This is a genomic window from Caldimonas taiwanensis NBRC 104434, assembly GCF_001592165.1.
Lineage (GTDB): Bacteria > Pseudomonadota > Gammaproteobacteria > Burkholderiales > Burkholderiaceae_C > Caldimonas > Caldimonas manganoxidans.
In genome coordinates, this window is sequence record NZ_BCWK01000007.1 from 121830 (window position 1) to 144076 (window position 22247).

General features: G+C 65.9%; 14 protein-coding genes and 1 CRISPR repeat array (1 of these 15 only partly in view). Of the genes, 4 read left to right on the forward strand and 10 right to left on the reverse strand.

Annotation, left to right across the window (positions count from 1 at the left end):
• Positions 1–2811: direct repeats of the CRISPR family, unit length 37 nt; unit sequence GTTGTAGCTCCCTCTCTCACCCCGGATAGCTACACTC; it begins 175 nt to the left of the window's first position.
• Positions 2812–2872: 61 nt separating this feature from the next.
• Genes cas2 through cas9 form a run of 3 tightly spaced genes read right to left on the reverse strand, consistent with a single transcriptional unit; the run spans position 2873 to position 7460 of the window.
• On the reverse strand, positions 2873–3181 hold the full coding sequence (cas2, locus tag CTA01S_RS08185) for a CRISPR-associated endonuclease Cas2 (protein ID WP_062194343.1): 309 nt from the start codon (positions 3179–3181) through the stop codon (positions 2873–2875).
• A gap of 36 nt (positions 3182–3217) precedes the next feature.
• Entirely contained in the window at positions 3218–4126 is a 909-nt protein-coding gene (cas1, locus tag CTA01S_RS08190; protein ID WP_062194348.1) for a type II CRISPR-associated endonuclease Cas1, read from the reverse strand.
• On the reverse strand, positions 4113–7460 hold the full coding sequence (cas9, locus tag CTA01S_RS08195) for a type II CRISPR RNA-guided endonuclease Cas9 (protein WP_232301025.1): 3348 nt from the start codon (positions 7458–7460) through the stop codon (positions 4113–4115). The genes cas1 and cas9 overlap by 14 nt, the downstream gene beginning before the upstream one ends.
• Before the next feature lie 341 nt (positions 7461–7801).
• Here cas9 and CTA01S_RS08200 point away from each other — a divergent pair, with 341 nt between their 5' ends.
• On the forward strand, positions 7802–8497 hold the full coding sequence (locus tag CTA01S_RS08200) for a lysoplasmalogenase (RefSeq protein WP_062194356.1): 696 nt from the start codon (positions 7802–7804) through the stop codon (positions 8495–8497).
• Between the two features lie 365 nt (positions 8498–8862).
• Here the strand turns inward: CTA01S_RS08200 and CTA01S_RS08205 are convergent, their stop codons facing one another.
• The 4 genes from CTA01S_RS08205 to CTA01S_RS08220 all read right to left on the reverse strand — a co-directional run bounded on the left by CTA01S_RS08205 (position 8863) and on the right by CTA01S_RS08220 (position 16709).
• On the reverse strand, positions 8863–10299 hold the full coding sequence (locus CTA01S_RS08205) for a DUF1501 domain-containing protein (RefSeq protein ID WP_062194359.1): 1437 nt from the start codon (positions 10297–10299) through the stop codon (positions 8863–8865).
• An 8-nt stretch (positions 10300–10307) separates the two neighbouring features.
• Positions 10308–12059 (reverse strand): DUF1800 domain-containing protein, encoded by a 1752-nt coding sequence (locus tag CTA01S_RS08210; protein ID WP_084362362.1) that lies wholly within the window; start codon positions 12057–12059, stop codon positions 10308–10310.
• 166 nt (positions 12060–12225) lie between these two features.
• On the reverse strand, positions 12226–15003 hold the full coding sequence (fdhF, locus tag CTA01S_RS08215) for a formate dehydrogenase subunit alpha (RefSeq protein WP_062194362.1): 2778 nt from the start codon (positions 15001–15003) through the stop codon (positions 12226–12228).
• A complete protein-coding gene (locus CTA01S_RS08220) occupies positions 15000–16709 on the reverse strand; it encodes an NADH-ubiquinone oxidoreductase-F iron-sulfur binding region domain-containing protein (protein ID WP_062194365.1) in 1710 nt (569 codons plus the stop codon). The genes fdhF and CTA01S_RS08220 overlap by 4 nt, the downstream gene beginning before the upstream one ends.
• Before the next feature lie 96 nt (positions 16710–16805).
• Between CTA01S_RS08220 and CTA01S_RS08225 the strand changes: the two genes are divergently transcribed.
• Entirely contained in the window at positions 16806–17870 is a 1065-nt protein-coding gene (locus CTA01S_RS08225; protein ID WP_062194370.1) for a substrate-binding domain-containing protein, read from the forward strand.
• Between the two features lie 16 nt (positions 17871–17886).
• Here CTA01S_RS08225 and CTA01S_RS08230 read toward each other — a convergent pair whose 3' ends face one another.
• From CTA01S_RS08230 to CTA01S_RS08240, 3 genes are read right to left on the reverse strand one after another with little or no spacing between them, the layout of a single operon-like run.
• Complete coding sequence (locus CTA01S_RS08230) at positions 17887–18903, reverse strand: zinc-dependent alcohol dehydrogenase family protein (RefSeq protein WP_198150822.1); 1017 nt, start codon at positions 18901–18903, stop codon at positions 17887–17889.
• A gap of 30 nt (positions 18904–18933) precedes the next feature.
• Positions 18934–19317: a hypothetical protein gene (locus tag CTA01S_RS08235; RefSeq protein WP_062194375.1), complete on the reverse strand. Its 384-nt coding sequence runs from the start codon at positions 19315–19317 to the stop codon at positions 18934–18936.
• A 58-nt stretch (positions 19318–19375) separates the two neighbouring features.
• A complete protein-coding gene (locus CTA01S_RS08240) occupies positions 19376–20275 on the reverse strand; it encodes a LysR substrate-binding domain-containing protein (protein WP_062194379.1) in 900 nt (299 codons plus the stop codon).
• A 170-nt stretch (positions 20276–20445) separates the two neighbouring features.
• On the opposite strand from CTA01S_RS08240, the gene CTA01S_RS08245 reads away from it, so the two are divergent.
• Positions 20446–21195, forward strand: coding sequence for an SDR family NAD(P)-dependent oxidoreductase (locus tag CTA01S_RS08245; protein ID WP_026330324.1), 750 nt, complete (start codon positions 20446–20448; stop codon positions 21193–21195).
• A 48-nt stretch (positions 21196–21243) separates the two neighbouring features.
• A complete protein-coding gene (locus CTA01S_RS08250; RefSeq protein ID WP_062194383.1) occupies positions 21244–22230 on the forward strand; it encodes a TRAP transporter substrate-binding protein in 987 nt (328 codons plus the stop codon).
• Positions 22231–22247 lie beyond the last annotated feature (17 nt).

Below are 22247 nucleotides of genomic sequence, written 5' to 3' on the forward strand. Positions count from 1 at the left end.
GCCCGCGTGCGGCCGCCCTGCTGACCGTTGTAGCTCCCTCTCTCACCCCGGATAGCTACACTCGGGCTGGCGGACGCTGAGAGCTACATCAGTGTTGTAGCTCCCTCTCTCACCCCGGATAGCTACACTCGCGTGGACATGCCAGCGTACTTCACGTCATGTTGTAGCTCCCTCTCTCACCCCGGATAGCTACACTCCAGCAGCTGCGCCAGGAGGTGCAGGCCCTGGTTGTAGCTCCCTCTCTCACCCCGGATAGCTACACTCGCGGGACTTTTCCGTGGTGCCGCGCTCCCAGTTGTAGCTCCCTCTCTCACCCCGGATAGCTACACTCTGAATGTCGCTCGCGCCGTGTTCCAAGCGGGTTGTAGCTCCCTCTCTCACCCCGGATAGCTACACTCCCTGTGGCCTGGGAGAACCGGCCCTTCACAGTTGTAGCTCCCTCTCTCACCCCGGATAGCTACACTCCGATGCCCGTCGCATTTCACCAGCAAGCTGGTTGTAGCTCCCTCTCTCACCCCGGATAGCTACACTCGGCGGCCCGCGTGCGGCCGCCCTGCTGACCGTTGTAGCTCCCTCTCTCACCCCGGATAGCTACACTCACCGGCGCCCCCGGCACCGGCAAGACGGCGGTTGTAGCTCCCTCTCTCACCCCGGATAGCTACACTCGGGCACACCGTCGAGGATATGTGCGACCTTGTTGTAGCTCCCTCTCTCACCCCGGATAGCTACACTCCGGTGGAGAGTGCGCCCGCGACGACAGCCGGTTGTAGCTCCCTCTCTCACCCCGGATAGCTACACTCGGTGTGTCCTCTGGACAGGTTACTGGGCTTGTTGTAGCTCCCTCTCTCACCCCGGATAGCTACACTCGCGCTGTTTGCGTCCGAGGACGATTCATGAGTTGTAGCTCCCTCTCTCACCCCGGATAGCTACACTCGCAACGAACTGCATTTATCGCCCAAGAACGGTTGTAGCTCCCTCTCTCACCCCGGATAGCTACACTCCGAGTGCAGTAAAAGAATCGATGGTGAGAGGTTGTAGCTCCCTCTCTCACCCCGGATAGCTACACTCAATCCTGCTTATCGTTTTAATCTGTTTCGCGTTGTAGCTCCCTCTCTCACCCCGGATAGCTACACTCTCTTCGACCGTGCTCTATATCGATGAGCAAAGTTGTAGCTCCCTCTCTCACCCCGGATAGCTACACTCGCCACCAGCGGTGAGCCGGCCAGCGAGGCGGTTGTAGCTCCCTCTCTCACCCCGGATAGCTACACTCGCGACATCGGTTCGGCCGTGTATTCCGAGCGTTGTAGCTCCCTCTCTCACCCCGGATAGCTACACTCTCAGAAAAGGCTACATCCAGCGTCCCAACAGTTGTAGCTCCCTCTCTCACCCCGGATAGCTACACTCCTCGTGTCCGCGTTGAACGTGACAGTCCCAGTTGTAGCTCCCTCTCTCACCCCGGATAGCTACACTCTCGAGTTCATGAGCCTGCACCAGGCGCAGGGTTGTAGCTCCCTCTCTCACCCCGGATAGCTACACTCTACGCGAAGCCCGGGGTGCGCATTCCAGAGGTTGTAGCTCCCTCTCTCACCCCGGATAGCTACACTCAAATCATGGCGGATGCTGTCCTGCCGTGACGTTGTAGCTCCCTCTCTCACCCCGGATAGCTACACTCGCTGCTGTTGCGCCGCATGCGTTGGCCGGTGTTGTAGCTCCCTCTCTCACCCCGGATAGCTACACTCGAGGCGGAGCGCGTGAGCGCCTACGACATGGTTGTAGCTCCCTCTCTCACCCCGGATAGCTACACTCCCGCATCGTCCGCTATGCCACGGCCTACGAGTTGTAGCTCCCTCTCTCACCCCGGATAGCTACACTCCTGGAGTGGAGGGGGATCGCAAAGCGGCTCGTTGTAGCTCCCTCTCTCACCCCGGATAGCTACACTCGCCCTTGTGCGGGTCGCTCTCGCGCATACGGTTGTAGCTCCCTCTCTCACCCCGGATAGCTACACTCGGGGTCTCGGTCCCCGCCGCCGTGGCTGGGGTTGTAGCTCCCTCTCTCACCCCGGATAGCTACACTCAAGCGCGTGAGCGAGGAATCCATGAAGGTGGTTGTAGCTCCCTCTCTCACCCCGGATAGCTACACTCGGGCTCGACCAGGAGTACAACAGCCTCGAAGTTGTAGCTCCCTCTCTCACCCCGGATAGCTACACTCTCCACTGGCGGCGCACCTGCTATCAAGAAGGTTGTAGCTCCCTCTCTCACCCCGGATAGCTACACTCGGGGCGACTCAAGGAAAGCCTCCTTTTTATGTTGTAGCTCCCTCTCTCACCCCGGATAGCTACACTCAAAACGTGACGCGGTGGCCGTCGCACTTCAGTTGTAGCTCCCTCTCTCACCCCGGATAGCTACACTCTGAGACAAGGTGAAGGGGTTTCGCCGACGAGTTGTAGCTCCCTCTCTCACCCCGGATAGCTACACTCCTGCCGGCGGCTGCCTGAACCCCAGGCGACGTTGTAGCTCCCTCTCTCACCCCGGATAGCTACACTCAATCACCGAGTGATGGCGTCAGCGACGGGAGTTGTAGCTCCCTCTCTCACCCCGGATAGCTACACTCAGTCATCGGTGACTTTATGAGCCCGGCGCAGTTGTAGCTCCCTCTCTCACCCCGGATAGCTACACTCCGCGCCACGCCATGAACGGCCAGGGCGACAGTTGTAGCTCCCTCTCTCACCCCGGATAGCTACACTCGGGCCGAGCGTGACGCCCTGCGCGCAGAGAGTTGTAGCTCCCTCTCTCACCCCGGATAGCTACACTCACGGCCCGCGGCAACCCGCTCCAGGCTTGGCTTGGGCGGGTTTTCCTTTTCCATGAAACGGTCAGAACAGCACGATCTGGCTGGCGTTGACCTGCTTTTCCTGAAAAATCGGCAGGCCCACCAGCAGCTTCATGCTGGCGTACTGCTTCTCGGTGACGGTCAGGACCCGCACCGACCCCTCTGGAGGCAGGTTGGCCAGCAGCCGCTTCATGTGCTTCTCCTCAGCGTCGCTGCCGTTCAAGATACGGCCATAGACGGAGAACTGGATCATGTCGTATCCGTCGTTGAGCAGGAATCGCCTGAACTGCGTGTAGGCCCGCCGATCGGCGCGGGTGGTCACGGGCAGATCGAAGAACACCAGCAATCGCATGTATCGCCTCGTGTCTCGGCCCATGGTCTTGCATGGCTACATTTCATGGTGGTGCTGCTGGAGGCCGACAATCTGGGGTAGCTCCAGCAGCACCTCGCTGCCGCCTTCGTAGATGCGGGCCAAAGATTCCGCAGCCTGCTCGATCGATGACAGCACACTCATCATGCCGCGAGGCATGGCCACATCCACATGGAGCAGCGCCACCAGGGCAGCCTTGTCGGCGGGCGCCAGCTTCGCCTCGTCGTTTGGATTGCGGTGCTTGGCCACGTGAAGATCCACCAGCGGTCGGTAGGGCTCGATCAGGTCGTCGGCCAAGTTGAAGGCGTTTTGTTCGCTGCTGTGGAAGATGCCGACGGTGGGCAGCAGGCCATGGGCTACCAGTGCACGTGCGACGGCGCCGCGCATCACGGCGTAGCCATAGTCGAGTGCGGCATTGACCCAGTTTTCTTGACTGCGGTGGAAGCTGTGGCCGAACAGTTGCGGGAAGTAGTAGGCGCTGGCCTGGGCTTCCATGTTGCCCGTATCGCCCGAGCGCACACGCCGGGCGTAGGACATCAGGCGCTCATGGTCGCCGGCCTTCATCACCTGCAGGCAGAAGGCCTGGTTGGCGATCTTGCGCTGCACAATGGCCGCCCAGGTGCGCTTGCCGGTGGGCTTGTCCAGTGCCAGCTGCAGGCGCAGCATGCGCGTGGCGCGGCTGTGGCTCTGGAAAGGCAGGAAGACGCCGCTGGGCTGGTGGTTGTCACCGGTGGCATATAAGCCGATGCCGTACTCCGCGCAGGCCGACAGCACCGGATGCGTCAGCGTGATCTCGCGGTTGTTCAGCACGATCACGGCGATGTCCTCGAAAGGCACCCGCGCCGATTGCTCCTGCTCGACCACGAGCGAGAAGTGCTCGCGCTTCAGGCGAGCCGGCTGGTTGATGATCACGCTACGCCAGACCACGGCGCTTCTCCGGAGGCGCTGGATAGATGCGGCCGAGGAGGTCGACGTGGAGCTTTTCAACCTTGATGGCGGTCTTGACGCCAATGCCGCGGATCAAGCCGTCTTTGCCAATGCCAGCATTTCTATCGTGAGCCCAAATGTTGATCGTGCCGCCAGAACGATCACAGCCTGCGTAGTAGCCGGTCAACCGCTCCTTCTTCAGGTGCACACAGACCAGATCATTCGGATGCAGCGAGAAGCACCACTCGAAGCTCTGATCGATTAGGGTCCATTCGCTCTCATCTTTGAATGCCGCGATGGCCCGATTCGGCAGGCCGGTGACGCGGTGGTGGACATATACCGGCACCAGAAAGTACTTGCCATCCTTCGCAAACACGTCTACTCGCAACATGCTGTCGTTCTTGGCAATGCCGCCGCGCACTGGGATGCCACTCATCTTGTCGATGACCATCTTCACCGAGCGAACAATGGGGCCGGTCGGGTTGCCTTCCTTGTCGGGTTTGCGCAGCGGGTCGTTCGGAGGGAAGGCCTTGTCTCCCTTGCCACCATGGGCTTCCAGACGGGCGCGAATGGCGGCATAGAGCTTCTCGTTGCGATGCGGGTCGGCCAGCTTGTCCAGATCTTTCAGTGTCAGGCTGGACAATGGCACCTTTTGGGTGACGCTGCCCTTGGCCTTCAGGCGTTCGGGCTGTGCATAGATGGTTTCCTTGTGCGCCGCTCCCCCATTGCGACGCTGCGGTGCACGTGAGACGAAAAGCGGTCGCAAGGCCTGCAGCGCTTCAGGCGGATAGGTCCCGAGCCGTGCCATTTCGGCACGCAGCTCCTCGACGGAGTCGATCTTGAGACGCTTCTCCAGTTCATGGCGGAAATGCGGCCACGGTTCGGGGAAGCGTTCGGACAGATGTTGATGCGCGCCGGGGTCGAGGACTTCTCCGGTCTCGGGGTCGGGGAAGCCTTGACGCAGGTACTCCAGTTCCTTGCGCCTGGCATGGTCGGCCAGGCGTTTGACCATCGCGTGGCTGCACGCGGCGATCACAGCGGCATCCAGTGCGTGGTGCCGATCACTTTCCTCCCGGATCTTCAATAAGCCCCAACGTGCCCGCAGGAAGGAGGTGAGCTGGCCGTTGATCACCACGCAGCGTTGGGCCGTGCTGTCGCTGGCGAGTTGCAGGTGCTGCTCGACATAGTTCTTGAAGAACCGGCAGATGTAGCGTGTGTCGTTCAGGTTGCGGTCCTTGAAGCCTTGAGCTTCTTGGGGGCCATAGTTTTTGCGCAGCAAGCGGTTGCGCTTGGCTTGCCGGTAGGACTTGTTCGTTTCCACCCAGGACTTGAACTGTCGCCAGCGATCACCGTCCTCGCCTCCCGGGAAGCTGGTGAGGTACTCGTAAGCAGTCCGGTTGCCCTTGTTCTGGTTCTCGCGCGTCAGCACCAGCACCTTGTTGTTCTTGCTGTCGTCGTAGCTGCGCGAGTAGGGCAGGGCGTGATCGATCTGCACGTAGCTCGGGTCGTTGATGACCCGATCGAGTTCGAGCGGCTCAAGCGAGTACGCGCATTTGCCATGCTGCTCGCGGTACAGCATCCACTTTTCGAACTCTACGCCCGTGGGCTTGCGGCCGAACTCTTCGATGAAGCGCTGGCGCTCGGCATCGTTCCTGTCGCGGTACTCCTTCTGCAGTTTCTCGATATCGCGTCGTTCGTCCAGCGGACGGGACAGGTCTCGCGCCATCTCGATGTGTACCGAAGCGGGCGAGCCGTATTCCTTGATTAGCGCGTTGCACACCTTGCGCGCCTGGTTGAGCGCACGCAGCACAACAGGATTGCGTGGGACGTCCAGGTCTTTGCGCAACTCCATGCTGCCGTCTTTGGTGCGCCTGCTCTCGTAGAACGGCGGCAGGTACTTGTGCTCTCCGCCGCCAGCCACAAACCGCTGGCTGTGGTGCCCATACTCGGGGATCTGCTCGACAGCCTGGTCGTAGCGCAGGCCTAGCTCCATGAGCGGGACGATCTTGCGCAGCGCTTTGAGCGAAAGGGCATGAAATTTGTCGAAGCTCAGTGCCATTAGAGCCTCGATCATCCGATCGCCCCCTGGCAAAGGCAGCTTCGCAAGTTCTGCGCGGATGTCAGCGTCGTCCTTGTAGACGCTGAGTACCCAGGCAATATCATCCAGCAGATCAGGTTGCCCCTCCAGCGCGGCGTCCGACATCTGCTGCCATTCGGCTTCCAGCCCCACTTTCTTGAGGTGCAGCCGCAGTGCATGCCACGCAGGGAGCCGGACCAGGATCTGCTCCTCCGGGTCCTTCGCCTTGCCGGCTTCCTTCTGCGCTTCGCTAGGATAGGACAAGCCCCCGAAGCGGAAGGTGTCGGGCAGTAACCCGGACCTCACCAGCGACGTACGCAGGTTCTTGTAGGTGTACTTCTCGCCCGCTTGGTAGGGCAGGGGGAGCGCATGTCGGCGCTCTGCCTCGTTGAGCGGACGAGATTCACCATCGACGATGACGCGCAGGTTGTTGAGACGGGTCAGCCAGACATGGCGCTCAGCGGTGAAGCTGGCTTTCGGCGCTCGGAACTCATCCTTCTCGAAGGTGCATTTGCCAAGCATCGAGAGGACGGACTGCATGGGGCGTTGCTCCCAGAACAGGCCGCTGCGTCGATCACCTGTGCCGCGAATTGCCTTCTCTAGGGCCTCACCCGCATGTGGGTTTCCAAGGGAGCGTTGCGCGGCGAACAGCGCGCCGAGTTCCTGATCGAGCAAAACGCGAGACAGCGCCTTTTCGTAGCTGCCTTGCTTGTTGCGCTGAGCGTCGGGAAACTCGGCAAGTACCATCTCGGCGGCTGTGCGGTAGCCCTTCTCCTGCATGATCGCGTTGGTGCGCGACAGGCTTTGCTTGACCTTCCCACCCTCACCTTTGGCATCGGCTTCAGCCTTGGCTTCCTCTGCCTTGCTGAACCAGTGGAAGCCCCGGTGCTTGCACAGGTGGTAAAGCACACGCGCCCATTCAATGGGTTCCAGCTTGCGGTCCAAGCCTTGTTTGCGCAGCGACCAGGTCGAGTCGACGAATCCGGGCTGTGATTTGAAGAAGTCTGCCGCGGGAATCAATCCCTCGCGTTTGAGCAAACGGGCCAGTTTGGTCAGACGCCAGGCACGTCGGTACAGGCGGCGTCGCATCAAACGGGCCGTGCGACGAGCCAGGTTCAGGGGTTCACCACGGTCCGCTGTCTCGGCCTTCTCGAACGTTCTGACACCTAGATCCACGATACGGTTCTCGCCCAGTACGGCCCAACCGACCGAGGCGATGCCGATGTCGAACCCGAACGTCAAGGGACCGAGATTCATGGGGGACTTGTCGGACATTCTTTCCCTTCGCATAATCCACCCCGTTGTAGCTATCCGGGGTGAGAGCCGTTGCTGCAATAAGAATCGGTCGAAAGACCGAGTTCGTACCCGAAACGCCGGCAGGTTGCCCTGCCGGCGTTTCTCTTGGTAAGGAATCGTGCGTCGGGCTGGCGCGCTTGAGTACCCCCCTTAGGGGGGAGCCAGGGGCGGCACACCGTCACGATCCGTGACGTTGTACTGAAGCCTCGGGTGCCACGGCTGCATCATCGACGAGCCGATCATGCCCTCATCGGGCGATTCCCAGTGGCATTACCCGGGTGGGCCACCCACAATCGGCGCCCATGACACACACTGCCATCCCCTGGGCCACCGCCTGGCGCTACACCCTGCCGTGGGTGCTGGTGGCCAGCGCCCTGCTGGCCATCTTCAGCGGGCCGCATGCGCTCGATGCCGAGGTGTTGCGCTTCGTCTTCAAGCCGCTGACCACCGTGCTCATCATTGCGTATGCCTGGTCGCGGGCTGGCGATGGGCCGCGGCGTCGCACTTGGGTGCTGGTGGGGCTGGTGTTCTCGCTGGCCGGAGACATCGCGTTGATGTGGCCGGGCGGTTTTGTGGCCGGGCTGGCGGCCTTCTTGCTGGCCCATCTGGCGTATCTCGTGGCCTTCACGTCCACCACGCGGCTGGCCGCGGTCTGGCAGCCCTGGGTGTTTTATGGGGTGGCCAGCGTGGCCCTGCTGGCGCAGTTGTGGCCGGGCGTGCCGGCGGCATTGCAGCTCCCGGTGGTGGCCTATGTGATCTGTTTGGCCGCCATGGCCGCGCAGGCGGCCACCTGGTGGCTGCACGCGGCCGGGGCCCCGGCCTCGCGCGAGGCGGGTTGCGCGGCGCTGGGGGGCTTGCTCTTCGTGTGCTCCGACGCCCTGTTGGCCATCAACATGTTCCTGGATCCGCTGCCGCAGGCTTCGTTGTGGGTGCTGTCCACCTATTGGGCGGCGCAGTGGTGCATTGCGTCGTCACTGGCCGCGCCGGGGCGGCGTTGAAGCAGTGGTTCCGATTTTCGCTACCGGCTTTTCGGCGTCTGATTGTCGAAGTGACGGCTGTTTTGACCTTGCGGCCGGTCGATCGGTGGGCGCTCGAGCGGCAGTGACCGCAGCCGCGAACGCGGCTGATGAGCTTGGGCCTGTGCCGTGGCCGACGGTCGTCTCGAACCGGCGGGTGGTTTGCCACCAAACCTTGCCAGAAGATGTAAGCGCTGGTCATTCCTCTTGATCGGGGGTACCGAAGGGGGAGGCAGGCGGTCCGGGCCGGGGACGGAACGCGTGCATCCGGCAGGTTGTGGGCAAGCCGCCGTGTCACGGTCAAACCATGGGCTCGCAGCCGCGTGCGGCGATCGAGGTCGGATTCTTCAGAGGAAGCCGATCTGGCGCTGGCTGAAGTGGCGCAGGTTGGGCAAGATGGTGTCGAGCTGGGCATCGCTGGCGCCGAACCATCGCAGCAAGGTGGCGGCGTATTGGTCCACCGAGAGGGTCGGAATCCAGCGGCCGTGCTGTTCCCAGCCATGCACGCCCACGTCGTCCGGCCCGCCGAGCACCAGTTCGGGGTAGCGGCCGTAGGTGCCGCCGGCCACCGCGCCGCCCATCACGAGATGGTGGTTGCCCCAGGCGTGGTCGGTGCCGGCGCTGTTGTTGGGCTTGAAGGTGCGGCCGAAGTCGCTTTGGGTGAAGAGCGTGACGTTCTGGGCCAAGCCGAGGTTGAGCATGGCTTGGTGAAAACAGGCCAGGGCTTGGGCAAGGATGCCGAGCAAGCGGGCATGCTCGCCGGTGGTGCTGCTGCTGCCGATTTGCTGGCCGTGGGTGTCGAAGCCGCCCAGCGAGGCGAAGAAGATCTGGCGTTCGCCTTGCACCGTGGCTCGGCTTTCGATGAGCTTGGCCACCTGGTAGAGCTGCTGGCCGAGGCTGGAGGAGATGTTGCCGTCGCTGATCAGCGGGGCGAAGGCCTGGTTGATCGCGGTCGAGGCTTGGGGGTCTGACGGGGTGGTCTTCACCAAGGCGCCCAGTCGCTCGGACACGGCCAGCGCATCGCGCTGTTGGCGCATGTAGGCGTCGAGCAGGGCATGGGGGTGGTTGCCGGCGTACAGGGCTTGAACGGCGGCTTTGCGAGCGGCCACCGGTGCCCAGGAGGTGTCGCTCAGCCCTTCCAGCCCGAAGGTGGCGCCAGGGCTGGGCAGCACCAGGGGAGCGGTCAGTGTGGACAAGCCGAAGCGGCTGTTGCCTCCTACCGAGATCACCGGGTTGGCCGTGGCCAGGGCGTCGGCGGCGCGGCCGCCCCAGCCGGTGCGCACCATGGCGCTGGTGCTGGCGGCTTCCCACAGCAGTTGTTGGTCGGAGTGCGAGAACAGCGCATCAGGGATGAGCGGCGAGTTGGCCGGCGCATTGCGGTATTCGGCTTTGGTCAAGGGGGCGTACAGCGGGCCCACGTTGAACACCGCGGCCAGGTGTCCTTGGCTCCAGACCGGTGCCAGCGCGGCCATGGCCGGGTGCAGGCCGTAATCGCTGCCACCCAAGGGAATCAGCGCGCTGCGCGGCAGCGCCAGCGGGCCCCGCACGCTGGCATATTGTTGATAGCGCGTGGTGTCGGTGGGCACGATGGTGTTGAGCCCATCGTTGCCACCGTACAGAAAGACGCAAACCAGCGCTTTGTAGCCGGACTGTGCTTGCACGGGGGTGTGCAGCAAGCTCGCCAGGCCACCCAGGCCCAGCGCGCCGGCCAGGGTGCGGCCGGTGAACTTGAGCCATTGGCGGCGCGTCATGACCCAGGCTTCGGCGGCAGTGCGTGGTTTCATGGGCGGCCTCATCGGATGATCTGGTATTGCGGCGAGGCAAAGATCAGGTAGGCGGCTTGACGCACCCGGTTCAGTCGCACGGTCTCGTTGCTGCCAGGGCCAAAGGCCGAAACGGCGTCGATCACCAGTCTGCGCGGGCCGGCCGGTAGCTGCTCGCCCAGCACCAGCATCGACAGCCGATCGACCAGCTTGGCGGGGTCGTCGGCATCGGATGCAAAGGCGCTGAGGTCCACACGGGTGCCCACGGCATTGGGCACTTGGGATGCCGGGGCCGAGCCGCCCCAAAACACCAAGTAGTTCACGTAATTGATGCGCTGCAAGGCGGTGTTGGCATTGTGGATGCCGAAAGCCGGGCCCACCAGCGCGGTGCCGGCCACGGGGTAGTCCGGGGGGTAGAAATTGAACACCGATGGGGCGCGGAAGAGGTGCTGTCGCAACTGTTCACCCCACCACCAGCCCAGGGCATCGCCGTCGGTGCGGCCGTTGAGCGCACGCAACACGCCGGTGAAGACTTGCACCGGCTCGCGCAGGCGGCCGAATTCGGGCCCGGGGTTGGCGTTGCGGGCTTCCGGGTCGAGCAAGATGGCCGCGATGGTGGCGCGCAGGTCGCCGCGCTGACCGCTGCCGAAGCTGTCGAAGCGGCCGGTGTTGAAGGCGGTGCTGACCCGTTGCACATAGGCCGCAGAGGGGTTGCTGGTGACCAGGTGCTGGATGAGCTGCTTGCCGATGAACGGCCCGATGTTGGGGTGGTTCATCAGGCTGTCGAGCACGGCCTCCAGGGCTTGGGGCGCCGTGTGGCCGGCGGCCAGGCTCACCCCCGACAGCAGCGTGCGCGCACCGGTGTCGTGGTAGGCCGCCGCGGGCACCATGTCGCCGCCGTAATAGCGGCAGTGGGTGCCCTGCGGCCAGCAGCCCCAGGCGGTGGCGCCACCGGGGGGATAGGTCCAGCCCGTCAAGGCGTAGGCGTAGGCGCGTACGGTGTCATTGTCGTAGGTGGGAATGCATTTGCCGCTTTTGAGCGTGCCGTCGGGGTTGAGCTCGCAGGTGCCGATCGAAAAGAGTTGCAGCAGTTCGCGCGCGAAGTTCTCGTTCGGCGCGGCGCGGTCGTTGTTGGCATTGTTCAGATAGTCGCCCATCACCGGCGACAGGCTCACTTTGCGCAGCACCTCGCGGTAGTTGCCGAAGGCCTGTTCCAGCAACATGTTGTGGTAGTTGCGCAAGCCATAGGTGCCTTCGACCTCGAGGTTGGACACCACGAGGATTTGCTGCAGCGCCAGCGCCACGCGTTGGCGCAGTTGGTCCGGGTTGTGGACGGCATTGCGGTAGAAGTCCCACACCAACGGAGTGGCAGACCACCAATCGCGCCAGCAGTTCGCGCCGCGGCCGTCGCAGAAGTTGCCGCTGCCGGTGTGCTGGTGCACGGCGCCGGTGCCGCCGCTGGTGTAGCGTGACATGGGCAGGTTCATTTGCTCGGCGATCCATTTGGCCGGGCCTTGGGTGCGGATGGTGGCAATCAAGGCTTCGGTGGGGCCGAAGGTGGCCTGATCGGCCAGACGCACGGCGTCGCGCTGGGTGGTGGGTTGGTCGGGCAGGCTGGATGCCGGCGGTGCGGTCGGCTCCGAGCCGGTCTTCGGGCTGCTCGCACCGCCGCCACAGGCGGCCAAGCCCAGCAAGGCCACCCACATCACGGCCGATGAGGCGGCACCCCGCGCCAGACGTCGTGCGCGCGTCAGGGGCGTGTCCACGTTGCGGATGTCCAAGGGCAAGCTCTCCGGTGTCGGGCGCCAAAGTGTCACCCGCGGTGTGACGCGCTGTGTCAGAAAACGTCACGGTGTGGCGGTTCTGCCGCGCGGCTGCACGCCGTGGCACTGGCGTGGCTTGGACGAAGCAAACGGGACGCCCGAGGAGGGCTCGCCTTACATCTGGTCACATCTTCGTGGGGCTGCGGGTCGGATGGGGGCCGGGCACCGAGCCGCCGGCGCGCACGCTGACGGCGCAGTACTTGAACTCGGGGATCTTGCCGTAGGGGTCCAGCGCGGGGTTGGTGAGTTTGTTGATGGCGGCTTCGGCATAACAGAAGGGCACGAAGACGGTGCCCACGGGGGTGCCTTCGTCGGCGCGGGCGTACAGAGACACTTCACCGCGGCGCGAGCGCAGCGTGACCAGGCCCCCGGGGGCCACGCCCAGGCGTTGCAAGTCTTGCGGGTGCATCAGGCCCACCGGGTCTGGCTCCAGGGCATCGAGCACCCGGCTGCGCCGGGTCATGCTGCCAGTGTGCCAGTGTTCGAGCTGGCGGCCGGTGATGAGCACGAAGGGATGGTCGGCATCGGGGCGTTCGTCGGCCGACACGAGATCGACTGGCACGAAGCGGCCGCGGCCGTCGGGCGTGGGGAAGTGGTCGGTGAACACCACGGCCTGCCCCGGCGCGTCCTCATCCGGGCAGGGGTGCACGACGGCGCCTTCGCGTTGCAGGCGGGCCCAGCTCAGGCCGGCCAGGCTGGGCATGCACTGACGCATTTCTTCATAGACCTGGCCAATGTCGGTGTAGTGCCACGGCAGCCCCAGGCCTTGGGCGATGGACTGGATGATCTCCCAGTCCTGGCGCGCCTGACCCGGCGGCTGCAGGGCTTGACGGCCAAGCTGCACGAGTCGGTCGGTGTTGGTGAAGCTGCCGGTTTTCTCCGGGAAGGCCGAGGCCGGCAGCACCACGTCGGCCAGCGCGGCGGTTTCGGTGAGGAAGATGTCTTGCACCACCAGGTGGTCCAGCGCGGCCAAGGCTTGGCGCGCATGCTCGGCATCGGGGTCGCTCATCGCCGGGTTCTCGCCCACGATGTACATGCCGCGCACCTCGCCGCGCAAGGCGGCGTCCATCACTTCCACCACGGTGAGGCCGGGCTGGTCGTCCAGCGGCACGCCCCAGAGCCGTTCGAACTTGGCGCGCGCGGCCGCATCGGTGACGCGCTGGTAGTCCGGGAACATCATCGGGATCAAGCCGGCGTCCGACGCGCCTTGCACATTGTTTTGTCCGCGCAAGGGATGCAGCCCGGTGCCGGGCCGGCCGATCTGGCCGGTCATCAGCGCCAGCGCGATCAGGCAGCGGGCATTGTCGGTGCCATGGACATGCTGGCTGATGCCCATGCCCCACAGGATCATCGAGGCGCGCGCGGTGGCATAGGCGCGCGCCACTTCACGGATCGTGTCGGCGTCGATGCCGCACAGCGGGGCCATGGCCTCGGGGCGGTAGGCTGCGAGATGGGCCTTGAGGGCGTCGAAACCGGTCGTGCGCGCCTCGATGAAGGCGGAGTCGATCAGGTCTTCGGCGATGATCGTGTGCATCATCGCGTTGAGCAGCGCCACGTCGGTGTCGGGGCGGAACTGCAGCACGCGCCAGGCGTGGCGGGCGAGTTCGGTGCGCCTCGGGTCGGCCACGACGAGCTTGGTGCCTTGGCGCACCGCGTTCTTGATCCAGGTGGCGGCCACCGGGTGATTGACCGTGGGATTGGCGCCGATCAGGAGCACGAACTCGGCCTGTGCGACATCGCGCACCGGGTTGGACACCGCGCCGGAGCCAATGCCTTCGAGCAGCGCGGCCACCGACGAGGCATGACACAGACGCGTGCAATGATCGACGTTGTGGCTGCGAAAGCCGGTGCGCACCAGCTTCTGAAAGAGGTAGGCCTCCTCGTTGCTGCCCTTGGCCGAGCCGAAGCCGGCCAGCGCGCGCGGCCCCAGCGTGTCGCGGATGCGGCGCAAGCCCTCGCTGGCGCGCGCCAGGGCCTCGTCCCAGCTGGCTGCGCGGAAGACTTCGTGCCAGCGCTCGGGATCGACCGGGGTGTGCTTGGGGACGCCTTCGCGGCGCAGCAATGGCACGGTCAGGCGTTGGGGGTGATGCACGTAGTCGAAGCCATAGCGCCCTTTGACGCACAGACGACCCTGGTTGGCCGGGCCGTGGCGGCCTTCGACGCGCAGGATGCGCTCGTCCTTGATGTGGTAGGTGAGCTGACAGCCCACGCCACAGTAGGGGCAGATCGACTCCACGCGTCGATCGGCCTGCTGCAAGCCCGCGCCTTGCGCTGGGCTGAGGGCGCCGGTGGGGCAGGCTTGCACGCATTCACCGCAGCCCACGCAGGTGGAGGCGCCCATCGCATCGCCCATGTCGAAGACGATGGTGGTGCGCGCACCGCGGCCGGCCAGGCCGATCACGTCGTTGACTTGCACCTCGCGGCAGGCGCGCAGGCAGCGGGTGCAATGGATGCAGGCGTCCAGGTGCACCGCGATGGCCGGGTGCGAGACATCGGGTGCGGGTTGCGTGCGCGGGGCAAAGCGCGGCTGGCCCACCCCGAGCTTGGCGGCCCATTCGGTCAGCTCGTTGCGACCGGTGCGCGGGGTGGCCGGCTGGTCCGACAGCAGCAGCTCGATCACCATCTTCTGCGCCGCCACCGCACGTGCGCTGTCGCTGCGCACCACCATGCCGGGCGTGGGGCTGCGGCAGCACGAGGGCGCCAGCACCCGCTCGCCTTCGATCTCGACCACGCAGGCGCGGCAGTTGCCGGCCGGGCGCAGGCCCTGGGCATGACACAGGTGGGGGATTTCGATGCCGTGACGCCGGGCCACGGTCCACAGGGTTTCGCCCGCACGGGCTTGCACCGGCTGCCCGTTCAGGGTGAAGTCGATGACGACCTCGGGCGACATCACCGCATTCATGCGAGCTCCTCGGCAAAGTACTTGATCACGCAGTCCACCGGGTTGGGGGCGGCTTGTCCCAAGCCGCAGATGGATGCCTCGCGCATCACTTGCGACAACTCCGCCAGCAAGGCAGTGTCCCAGCGCGGCTGCTCGATCAGCGCACGCGCCTTGCTCGTGCCGACGCGGCAGGGCGTGCACTGACCACAGGATTCGGCCTCGAAGAAGCGCATCAGGTTGCGCGCGGCCTGCACTGCGCGGTCATGTTGGGACAGCACGATGATGGCGGCCGAACCGATGAAGGCTCCATAGGGCTGCAAGGTGTCGAAGTCCAGCGGCAGGTCGGCCAAGCGGGCCGGCAGAATGCCGCCCGAGGCCCCGCCGGGCAGGTAGGCGTACAGCTGGTGACCGTCGAGCATGCCGCCGCAATGCTCGTCGATCAGCTCGCGCAGCGTGATGCCTGCCGGGGCGAGCTTGACGCCGGGCTGCTTCACGCGGCCCGACACGGAAAACGAGCGCAGGCCCTTGCGGCCGCGCCGGCCGTGCGAGGCGAACCACTGTGGCCCGCGCTCGACGATGTCGCGCACCCAGTAGAGCGTCTCGAAGTTGTGCTCCAGCGTGGGCCGACCGAACAAGCCCACTTCGGCCAGATACGGCGGGCGCAGCCGGGGCAGGCCCCGCTTGCCTTCGATGGATTCGATCATGGCCGACTCTTCGCCGCAGATGTACGCGCCGGCGCCGCGGCGCAACTCGATGTGCGGCAGCGGCACGGGGGCAGCGGCTTGCAAGGCGGCGAGTTCACGGGCCAGCATCGCGCGGCAGCCGTGGTATTCGTCGCGCAGGTAGATGTAAATGGCCTCCACCCCCACGGCCCAGGCCGCGATCAGCATGCCTTCGAGGAAGCGGTGTGGGTCGCGCTCCAGATAGTGCCGGTCTTTGAACGTGCCGGGCTCGCCTTCGTCGATGTTGACGGCCATCAGCCGCGGTGCTGGCTGCGCGCGCACGATGCGCCATTTGCGCCCGGCCGCAAACCCGGCGCCGCCCAGGCCACGCAGGCCCGAGTCGTCCAGGGCCTGCAGCACGGCTTCCACCGGGCGCTGGCCGCTCACGCAGGCCTGCAGCGTGGCATAGCCGCCTTGGGCGCGGTAGGCGTCCAAGCCCAAGGCCGCGGGCATGTCCTCGTGATGCAGGCCCTGGGCGATGGTGGCTTGCACGGCTGCGGCGGTGGCCCGCCCGATCGGGCGTTGATGCACCAGGGCCACCGGCGCCTCATGACAGCGGCCCAGGCAGGGGGCGGGGACGACGCGCACGTGCGTCCCCAGCAGACCCGGCAGCCGTTGCAACAGCTCATGCGCGCCGGCCAGCTCGCACGACAGGCTGTCGCACACCCGCACGGTCAGCGCCGGCGGCGCTTCGAAGCTGCCATCGGGCCGCTCGCGCACCACGTCGAAGTGGTGGTAGAAGCTGGCCACTTCATACACCTCGGCCTGCGACAGCCGCATCCATTGCGCCAGCGCGGCGAGGTGGTCGGTGCGCAGCTGATGAAAGCGGTCTTGCAGCGCATGCAGGGCCTCGATGAGCTGGTCGCGCCGCGGCAGCACGCCCTGCAGCGTGGCTTGCACCTCGCGCAGCGCTTCGGGGCTCACGGGCCGTCCACGGGGGGCTTGCCGACGACGTTGGCGGCTGGGAGCACCCTCGGGGTGCAGGGGGATGATCTTGGCATCCATGGCCGGGGATCTTCGTTCGTGGGGGCAGAGGCAGCCTAGCGCGTCCGGGGCCCTTTAATATGCACTGGCTTGCATATTTGTTGCGACGAGGTGTCCATGACGTCGGTGCGCGTCTCGCTCCAATGGCAGTTTGGCCCCGACGACGGCGGCTTCGTGGCCGATCCGCTGCTGGCCTTGCTGGAGGCCGTGCAAGACGGTGGCGGCATTGCCCAGGCCGCGCGTGCGCTGGGCTGGTCATACCGACATGCCTGGGGCCTGCTGCGCCAAGGCGAGGCGCTGCTGGGCCAGCCGTTGCTGCAGCGTGGGCGCGGCCGCGGCTCGCGGCTCACCGACATGGCCCGCCGTTTGATCTGGGCCCAAGCGCGCAGCAACGCGCGCCTGCAGCCGTTGTTGGAGTCGTTGGCCAGCGAGATCGAAGCGGACCTGGGCCGCAACGGCCACCGCGCACCGAGCATGCCGCGGCTGCAGGCCAGCCATGGCTTTGCGGTGGCGGCGTTGCGCGAGCTGCTGCTGGCGCGGCGCATCGAGCTGCAATGGCGCTATCGCAGCAGCCTGGAAGCCGTGGCCGCCCTGGCGCAAGGCGATTGCGACTTGGCCGGCTTCCATGTGCCCATGGGCGAGTTCCAGGCCGCAGCGGTGCAGCGTTACCGCCCCTGGCTGCAGCCGCAGCGGCACCGGCTGGTGCAGCTGGCCGTGCGCACCCAGGGCTTGTTCGTGGCGCGCGGCAATCCACACCGCATCGGCAGCCTGGCCGATGTGGCACGCCGTGGTTTGCGCTTCGTCAACCGCCCCGAAGGTTCGGGCACGCGGGTCCTGATCGACCTGCTGTTGCAGCGCGAAGGCATCGCCCCGGCCCAGCTCAGCGGACATGGCGATGCCGAGCTGACCCATGCGGCGGTGGCCGCCTATGTGGCCAGCGGCATGGCCGATGTGGGGCTGGGCGTCGAGACGGCCGCGCGACGCTTCGGGCTGGACTTCATTGCTTTGCTGAAGGAGCGCTACTTTTTCGCCATCCCGGTGCAAGCGCTGGAGGACGCGCGCCTGCGCCCCGTGCTGGAGGTGCTGGGCTCGGCAGGGTATCGCCGTCGCGTGGCCGCCTTGCCCGGCTATGACGCGGCCGAGACCGGGCGGGTGCTCACCGTGGAGGAAGCTTTCGGTTGAGTCTGGCCGGGCGGCTTCAGGGTCGCAGCACCGCCGCCCCCAGCACCCGGCCAGCACGCAGGTCGGCCAGGGCTTCGTTGGCCTGTGCCAGCGGATAGACCTGCACGTGCACCTGCGGGGGCGTTTGGCGCACGGCGCGCAGGTAGGCTTGGCCATCGGCCCGGGTGAGGTTGGCCACCGAGACGAGTTGACGCTCTTGCCAAAGGTCTCGGTAGGGAAAGCCGGGGATGTCGCTCATTTGGATGCCGGCGCACACCACCCGGCCGCCCTTGCGCACGGCTCGCAAGGCCAGCGGCACCAAAGCCCCCACCGGGGCGAACAGAATGGCCGCATCCAAGAGGTGCGGCGGGGGCTCCTCCGAGGCGCCGGCCCACACCGCGCCCAGCCGACGGGCGTGGGCTTGGGCGGCGGTGTCGCCGGCGCGGGTGAAGGCATAGACCTGCCATCCTTCGCTGCGGGCCAGCTGGACCAGCAAGTGGGCCGCCGCACCGAAGCCATACAGCCCGAGCCTTTGGCCTCGGCCGGCCCGGCGATAGGCTCGATAACCGATGAGCCCGGCACACAGCAGCGGAGCGGCATGCACGTCGTCCAGCGGCAGGTCGTCCAGGTCGAACACGTAGTCGGCCTCGGCCAGCACATGGGTGGCAAAGCCGCCGTCGCGCGTGCAACCGGTCCAGCCCGGGTGGTCGCACAGGTTTTCTTGCCCCGCTGCGCAGTAGTCGCAATGGCCGCAGGTGTGGCCTAGCCAGGGCACCCCGACACGTTGGCCGAGCCGCCAGCCCCCCACGCCGGCTTGCACGAGCGGCCCCAGCGCCTCGATGCGGCCGACGATCTCATGGCCGGGCACCACCGGCGGCCGGGCGAAGGGCAGCTCGCCGTCGATCAAGTGCACATCGGTGCGGCAGACCGCGCAGGCCAGCACGCGCAAGCGCAACTGTCCGGGCCCTGGCTCGGGCACAGGGCGCTCCTCCATCTGCAAAGCCTGCCCGGCGGCCTGCCAGACCATGGCGTGCATCGTGGGCGTGGCATCCATCGGCAACCCCGTGAGTGCTTGCTCGGCGGCTCAACGGACCCGCAGATGGCAGGCGTCGAGCCACTGCCCTTGGGCGCCGTAGAGCAGGTAGCTGCCATCGCCCAGATCGATCACCTGATGCGCTGGCGGTCGCAGGCGTGCAGCATGGCGGCGGATCGACCCGGGGACTTGCGGCGCATCGATCGACAACACCCGTGGCCCCACCCAGTCTTCATGGAGCGCGGCAAAGCGCCCATCGGCCGTGCGCGTCGATGGCACCGTGGCCTGGCCGGGGGTGGGCCGGGGCGCGCGCATGGCAGGGCGCCGCTGACGGGGCAGCAGCAGGCCCAGCATCAACCCGGACACCACGGCCCAAGGTTCGAGAAGCAAGGCGGCGGCCAAGGTCCCCAGTGTGATCCAGCCCAGAGTGCGCATGCCCACATGCTACGCCGAGATTGCGGCGTCCGGGGGGCAGGCCGGGGCGTGGCGTCGGTCATGCCGGTGCGAGAGCGCAACGCGCGGCTTCGCGGTGGATCCAGGTCAAGAACGCCTCCACGGGGGCGCGTCGCGCATGTCGGGCGGGATAGACGACGAAATGCGCCTTGACTCGCACGCAGCGATCCAGCCCGAACACCATGCGCAAACGACCTTCGCGCAAATGGGGTTGAGCCAGCACGGCGCTTTCCAGCGCCACCCCCAGGCCCAAGATGGCCGCCTCCATGGCCATTTGAGCGCGGTCGAAGCGCAAGGCAAAGCGCTGCGGCGCGCGCAAGCGGCTGTGTGCAGCGAACCAATCGCTCCATTGCACCACGCTGACATTGCTCTGGATGAGCGGGACGTCGAGCAATTGTTCGATGCGCTTGAGGCGGTGCGCCCGGATGAACGCCGGGCTGGCCATGGGGACGATGGGTTCTTCGAACAAGGGTTCCACCACCAGATCGCCCCAGTTTGGCACGCCGTAGCGGATGTCCAGATCGGCCTGCCCGAGCGCGAAATCGCTGTGCGTGTGGGCGGCCGATAAGTTGAGCGAGACCTCCGGGTGCGCCTGCGCGAAGGTGGGCAGCCGCGGCATCAGCCACAGCATGGCCAGGCTGGGCGTGCTGTGCACGTACAGGCTGTTGGACACCCCGTGCTGCACGTCATCGGTGGCCGAGGCAATGGCGGCCAAGGCGCCGGCCACGCGCGACAAATAGGACTCGCCGGCAGCGCTCAAGCGCACGCCGTGGGCGCTGCGTTCCAGCAGCCGCACGCCCAGTTGGGCCTCCAGGCGCGCGATCTGATGGCTCACGGCCGAAGGGGTCAGATGCAACTCCATGGCCGCCAAGGCGAAGCTGCGCCGGCGGGCCACGGCCTCGAAGGCCTGAAGGGCGTGGATGGGCGGCAGGTGCGGCATCGGGGCTACCCCGGACGTTAGATGACGATTCGTCATCTTAGAGTGAAAAAACATCGCTTGTCTTCATTCACCGTCGCGGCCACCATGCGGCGGTGACCCGTGTTGGGTGCCGCAAGAGGCGCGCCGCAGTTGCTGCGGCCCCTTGCGTTCCATGTGAGGAGAGCATGAGCATGCTGCTGAAAGACAAAGTGGCCGTGATCACCGGTGCGGCCGGACCCAATGGCCTGGGCTTTGCCACCGCGCGGGCGATGGCCGAGCACGGCGCGCGTGTGGTGGTGGTCGATTTGGCGCGCGCCGAGCCGCAACGCGCGGCCGCGCACCTGGGGGAGGCCCACCTGGGGGTGGTGGCCGATGTGACCGACAAAGCCGCCTGCCAAGCCGCCGCGCAGGCCGTACTGGAGCGCTACGGGCGCATCGACATCCTGGTGAACAACGCCGGGATCACCCAGCCGCGCAAGACCTTGGACATCAGCCCCGAGGACTATGACGCCGTGCTGGACGTGAACCTGCGCGGCACCTTGTACATGTCGCAGGCCGTCTTGCCGACGATGCGGGCGCAGCGCGGCGGTGCGATCGTTTGCATCTCCTCCGTCAGTGCTCAGCGTGGGGGCGGCATCTTGGGCGGGCCGCACTATTCGGCCGCCAAGGCCGGGGTGCTGGGCTTGGCGCGCGCGATGGCGCGCGAGTATGGGATCGAAGGCATTCGGGTCAACAGCGTCACGCCGGGGCTGATTGCCACCGACATCAACAAGGGGCTCATCCCCGACGACCGGATGAAGGGCATCTTGGAACAAATCCCGCTCAACCGCATCGGCGAGCCCAACGACGTGGCCGGCTGCGTGCTCTTTTTGGCCAGCGACTTGGCCAAGTACGTGACCGGCGTGACGCTCGACGTCAACGGAGGCATGTTGATTCACTGACGCCGCGCCGTGCAGGCGCGCCCCATCTTTCACCCGAGGAGACACACCATGCAACGCAAAACATTCTTGAAAGCCACCTTTACCGCCGCGGTGCTGCTGGGCTGCGGCTGGGCGCAGGCGCAAAGCATCAAGCTGATGCTGGGCCATGGCGCGGCCCCGGGCAACCCGCGGCATGAGGCGTCGGTGAAGTTCGCCGAGGTGGTCAAAGCCAAATCCGGCGGCCGCATCGAGGTGCAGGTGGCGCCTTCGGCCCAGTTGGGCGACGATGCGGCCATGGTGACGGCCTTGCGCAGCGGCGCGCTGGACCTCAGCGCCAACTCGCAGGGGGCGGTGGCCAACGTCGTGCCCGAGTACGCGGCCTTTGGCATGCCGTTCTTGTTTGCCGATCTGCCGGCGGCTTGGAAGCTGCTGGACGGGCCCTTGGGCCAAGAGCTGGCCGACAAAAGCGCAGAGAAGGGCCTGATCGTGCTGGGCTATTGGGACAACGGCATCCGCCACATGACCAACAGCAAGCGCCCGATCACCAAGCCCGAAGACCTCAAGGGCTTGAAGATGCGCACCCCGCCCGATGCGGTGACGGTGGACATCATGAAGTCCTTGGGCGCCGAGCCCCAGCAGATCAAGTTCAGCGAGCTGTACGTAGCCTTGCAGCAAGGCGTGGTCGATGGCCAGGAAAACCCCTTGATGAACATCCATGCCAGCAAGCTCTACGAGGTGCAAAAGCACTTGGCGCTGACCGGCCACAAGTATGAAATGACGCCGTTTCTGATGAGCAAGCGCAGTTGGGATCGCTTGTCCGAAGCCGATCGGACGGTGTTGCGTCAAGCCGCCGCCGAGGCCACCGCGCTGCAGCGCCGCCTGTCGGCCGAGGCCGATGCCAAGCTGCTGGAGGACTTGAAGTCCAAGGGCGTGCAGGTCAGCACGCCCGATGCGGCAGCCTTCCAGCGCGCCACCGCGGCGGTGACGGAACAGTGGAGCAACGGTCCGATCGGGCCGTTCGTCAAGAAGGTCGTGGCCGCCGCGCGTGCGCACTGAGCCGCTCCAGGAGCCGT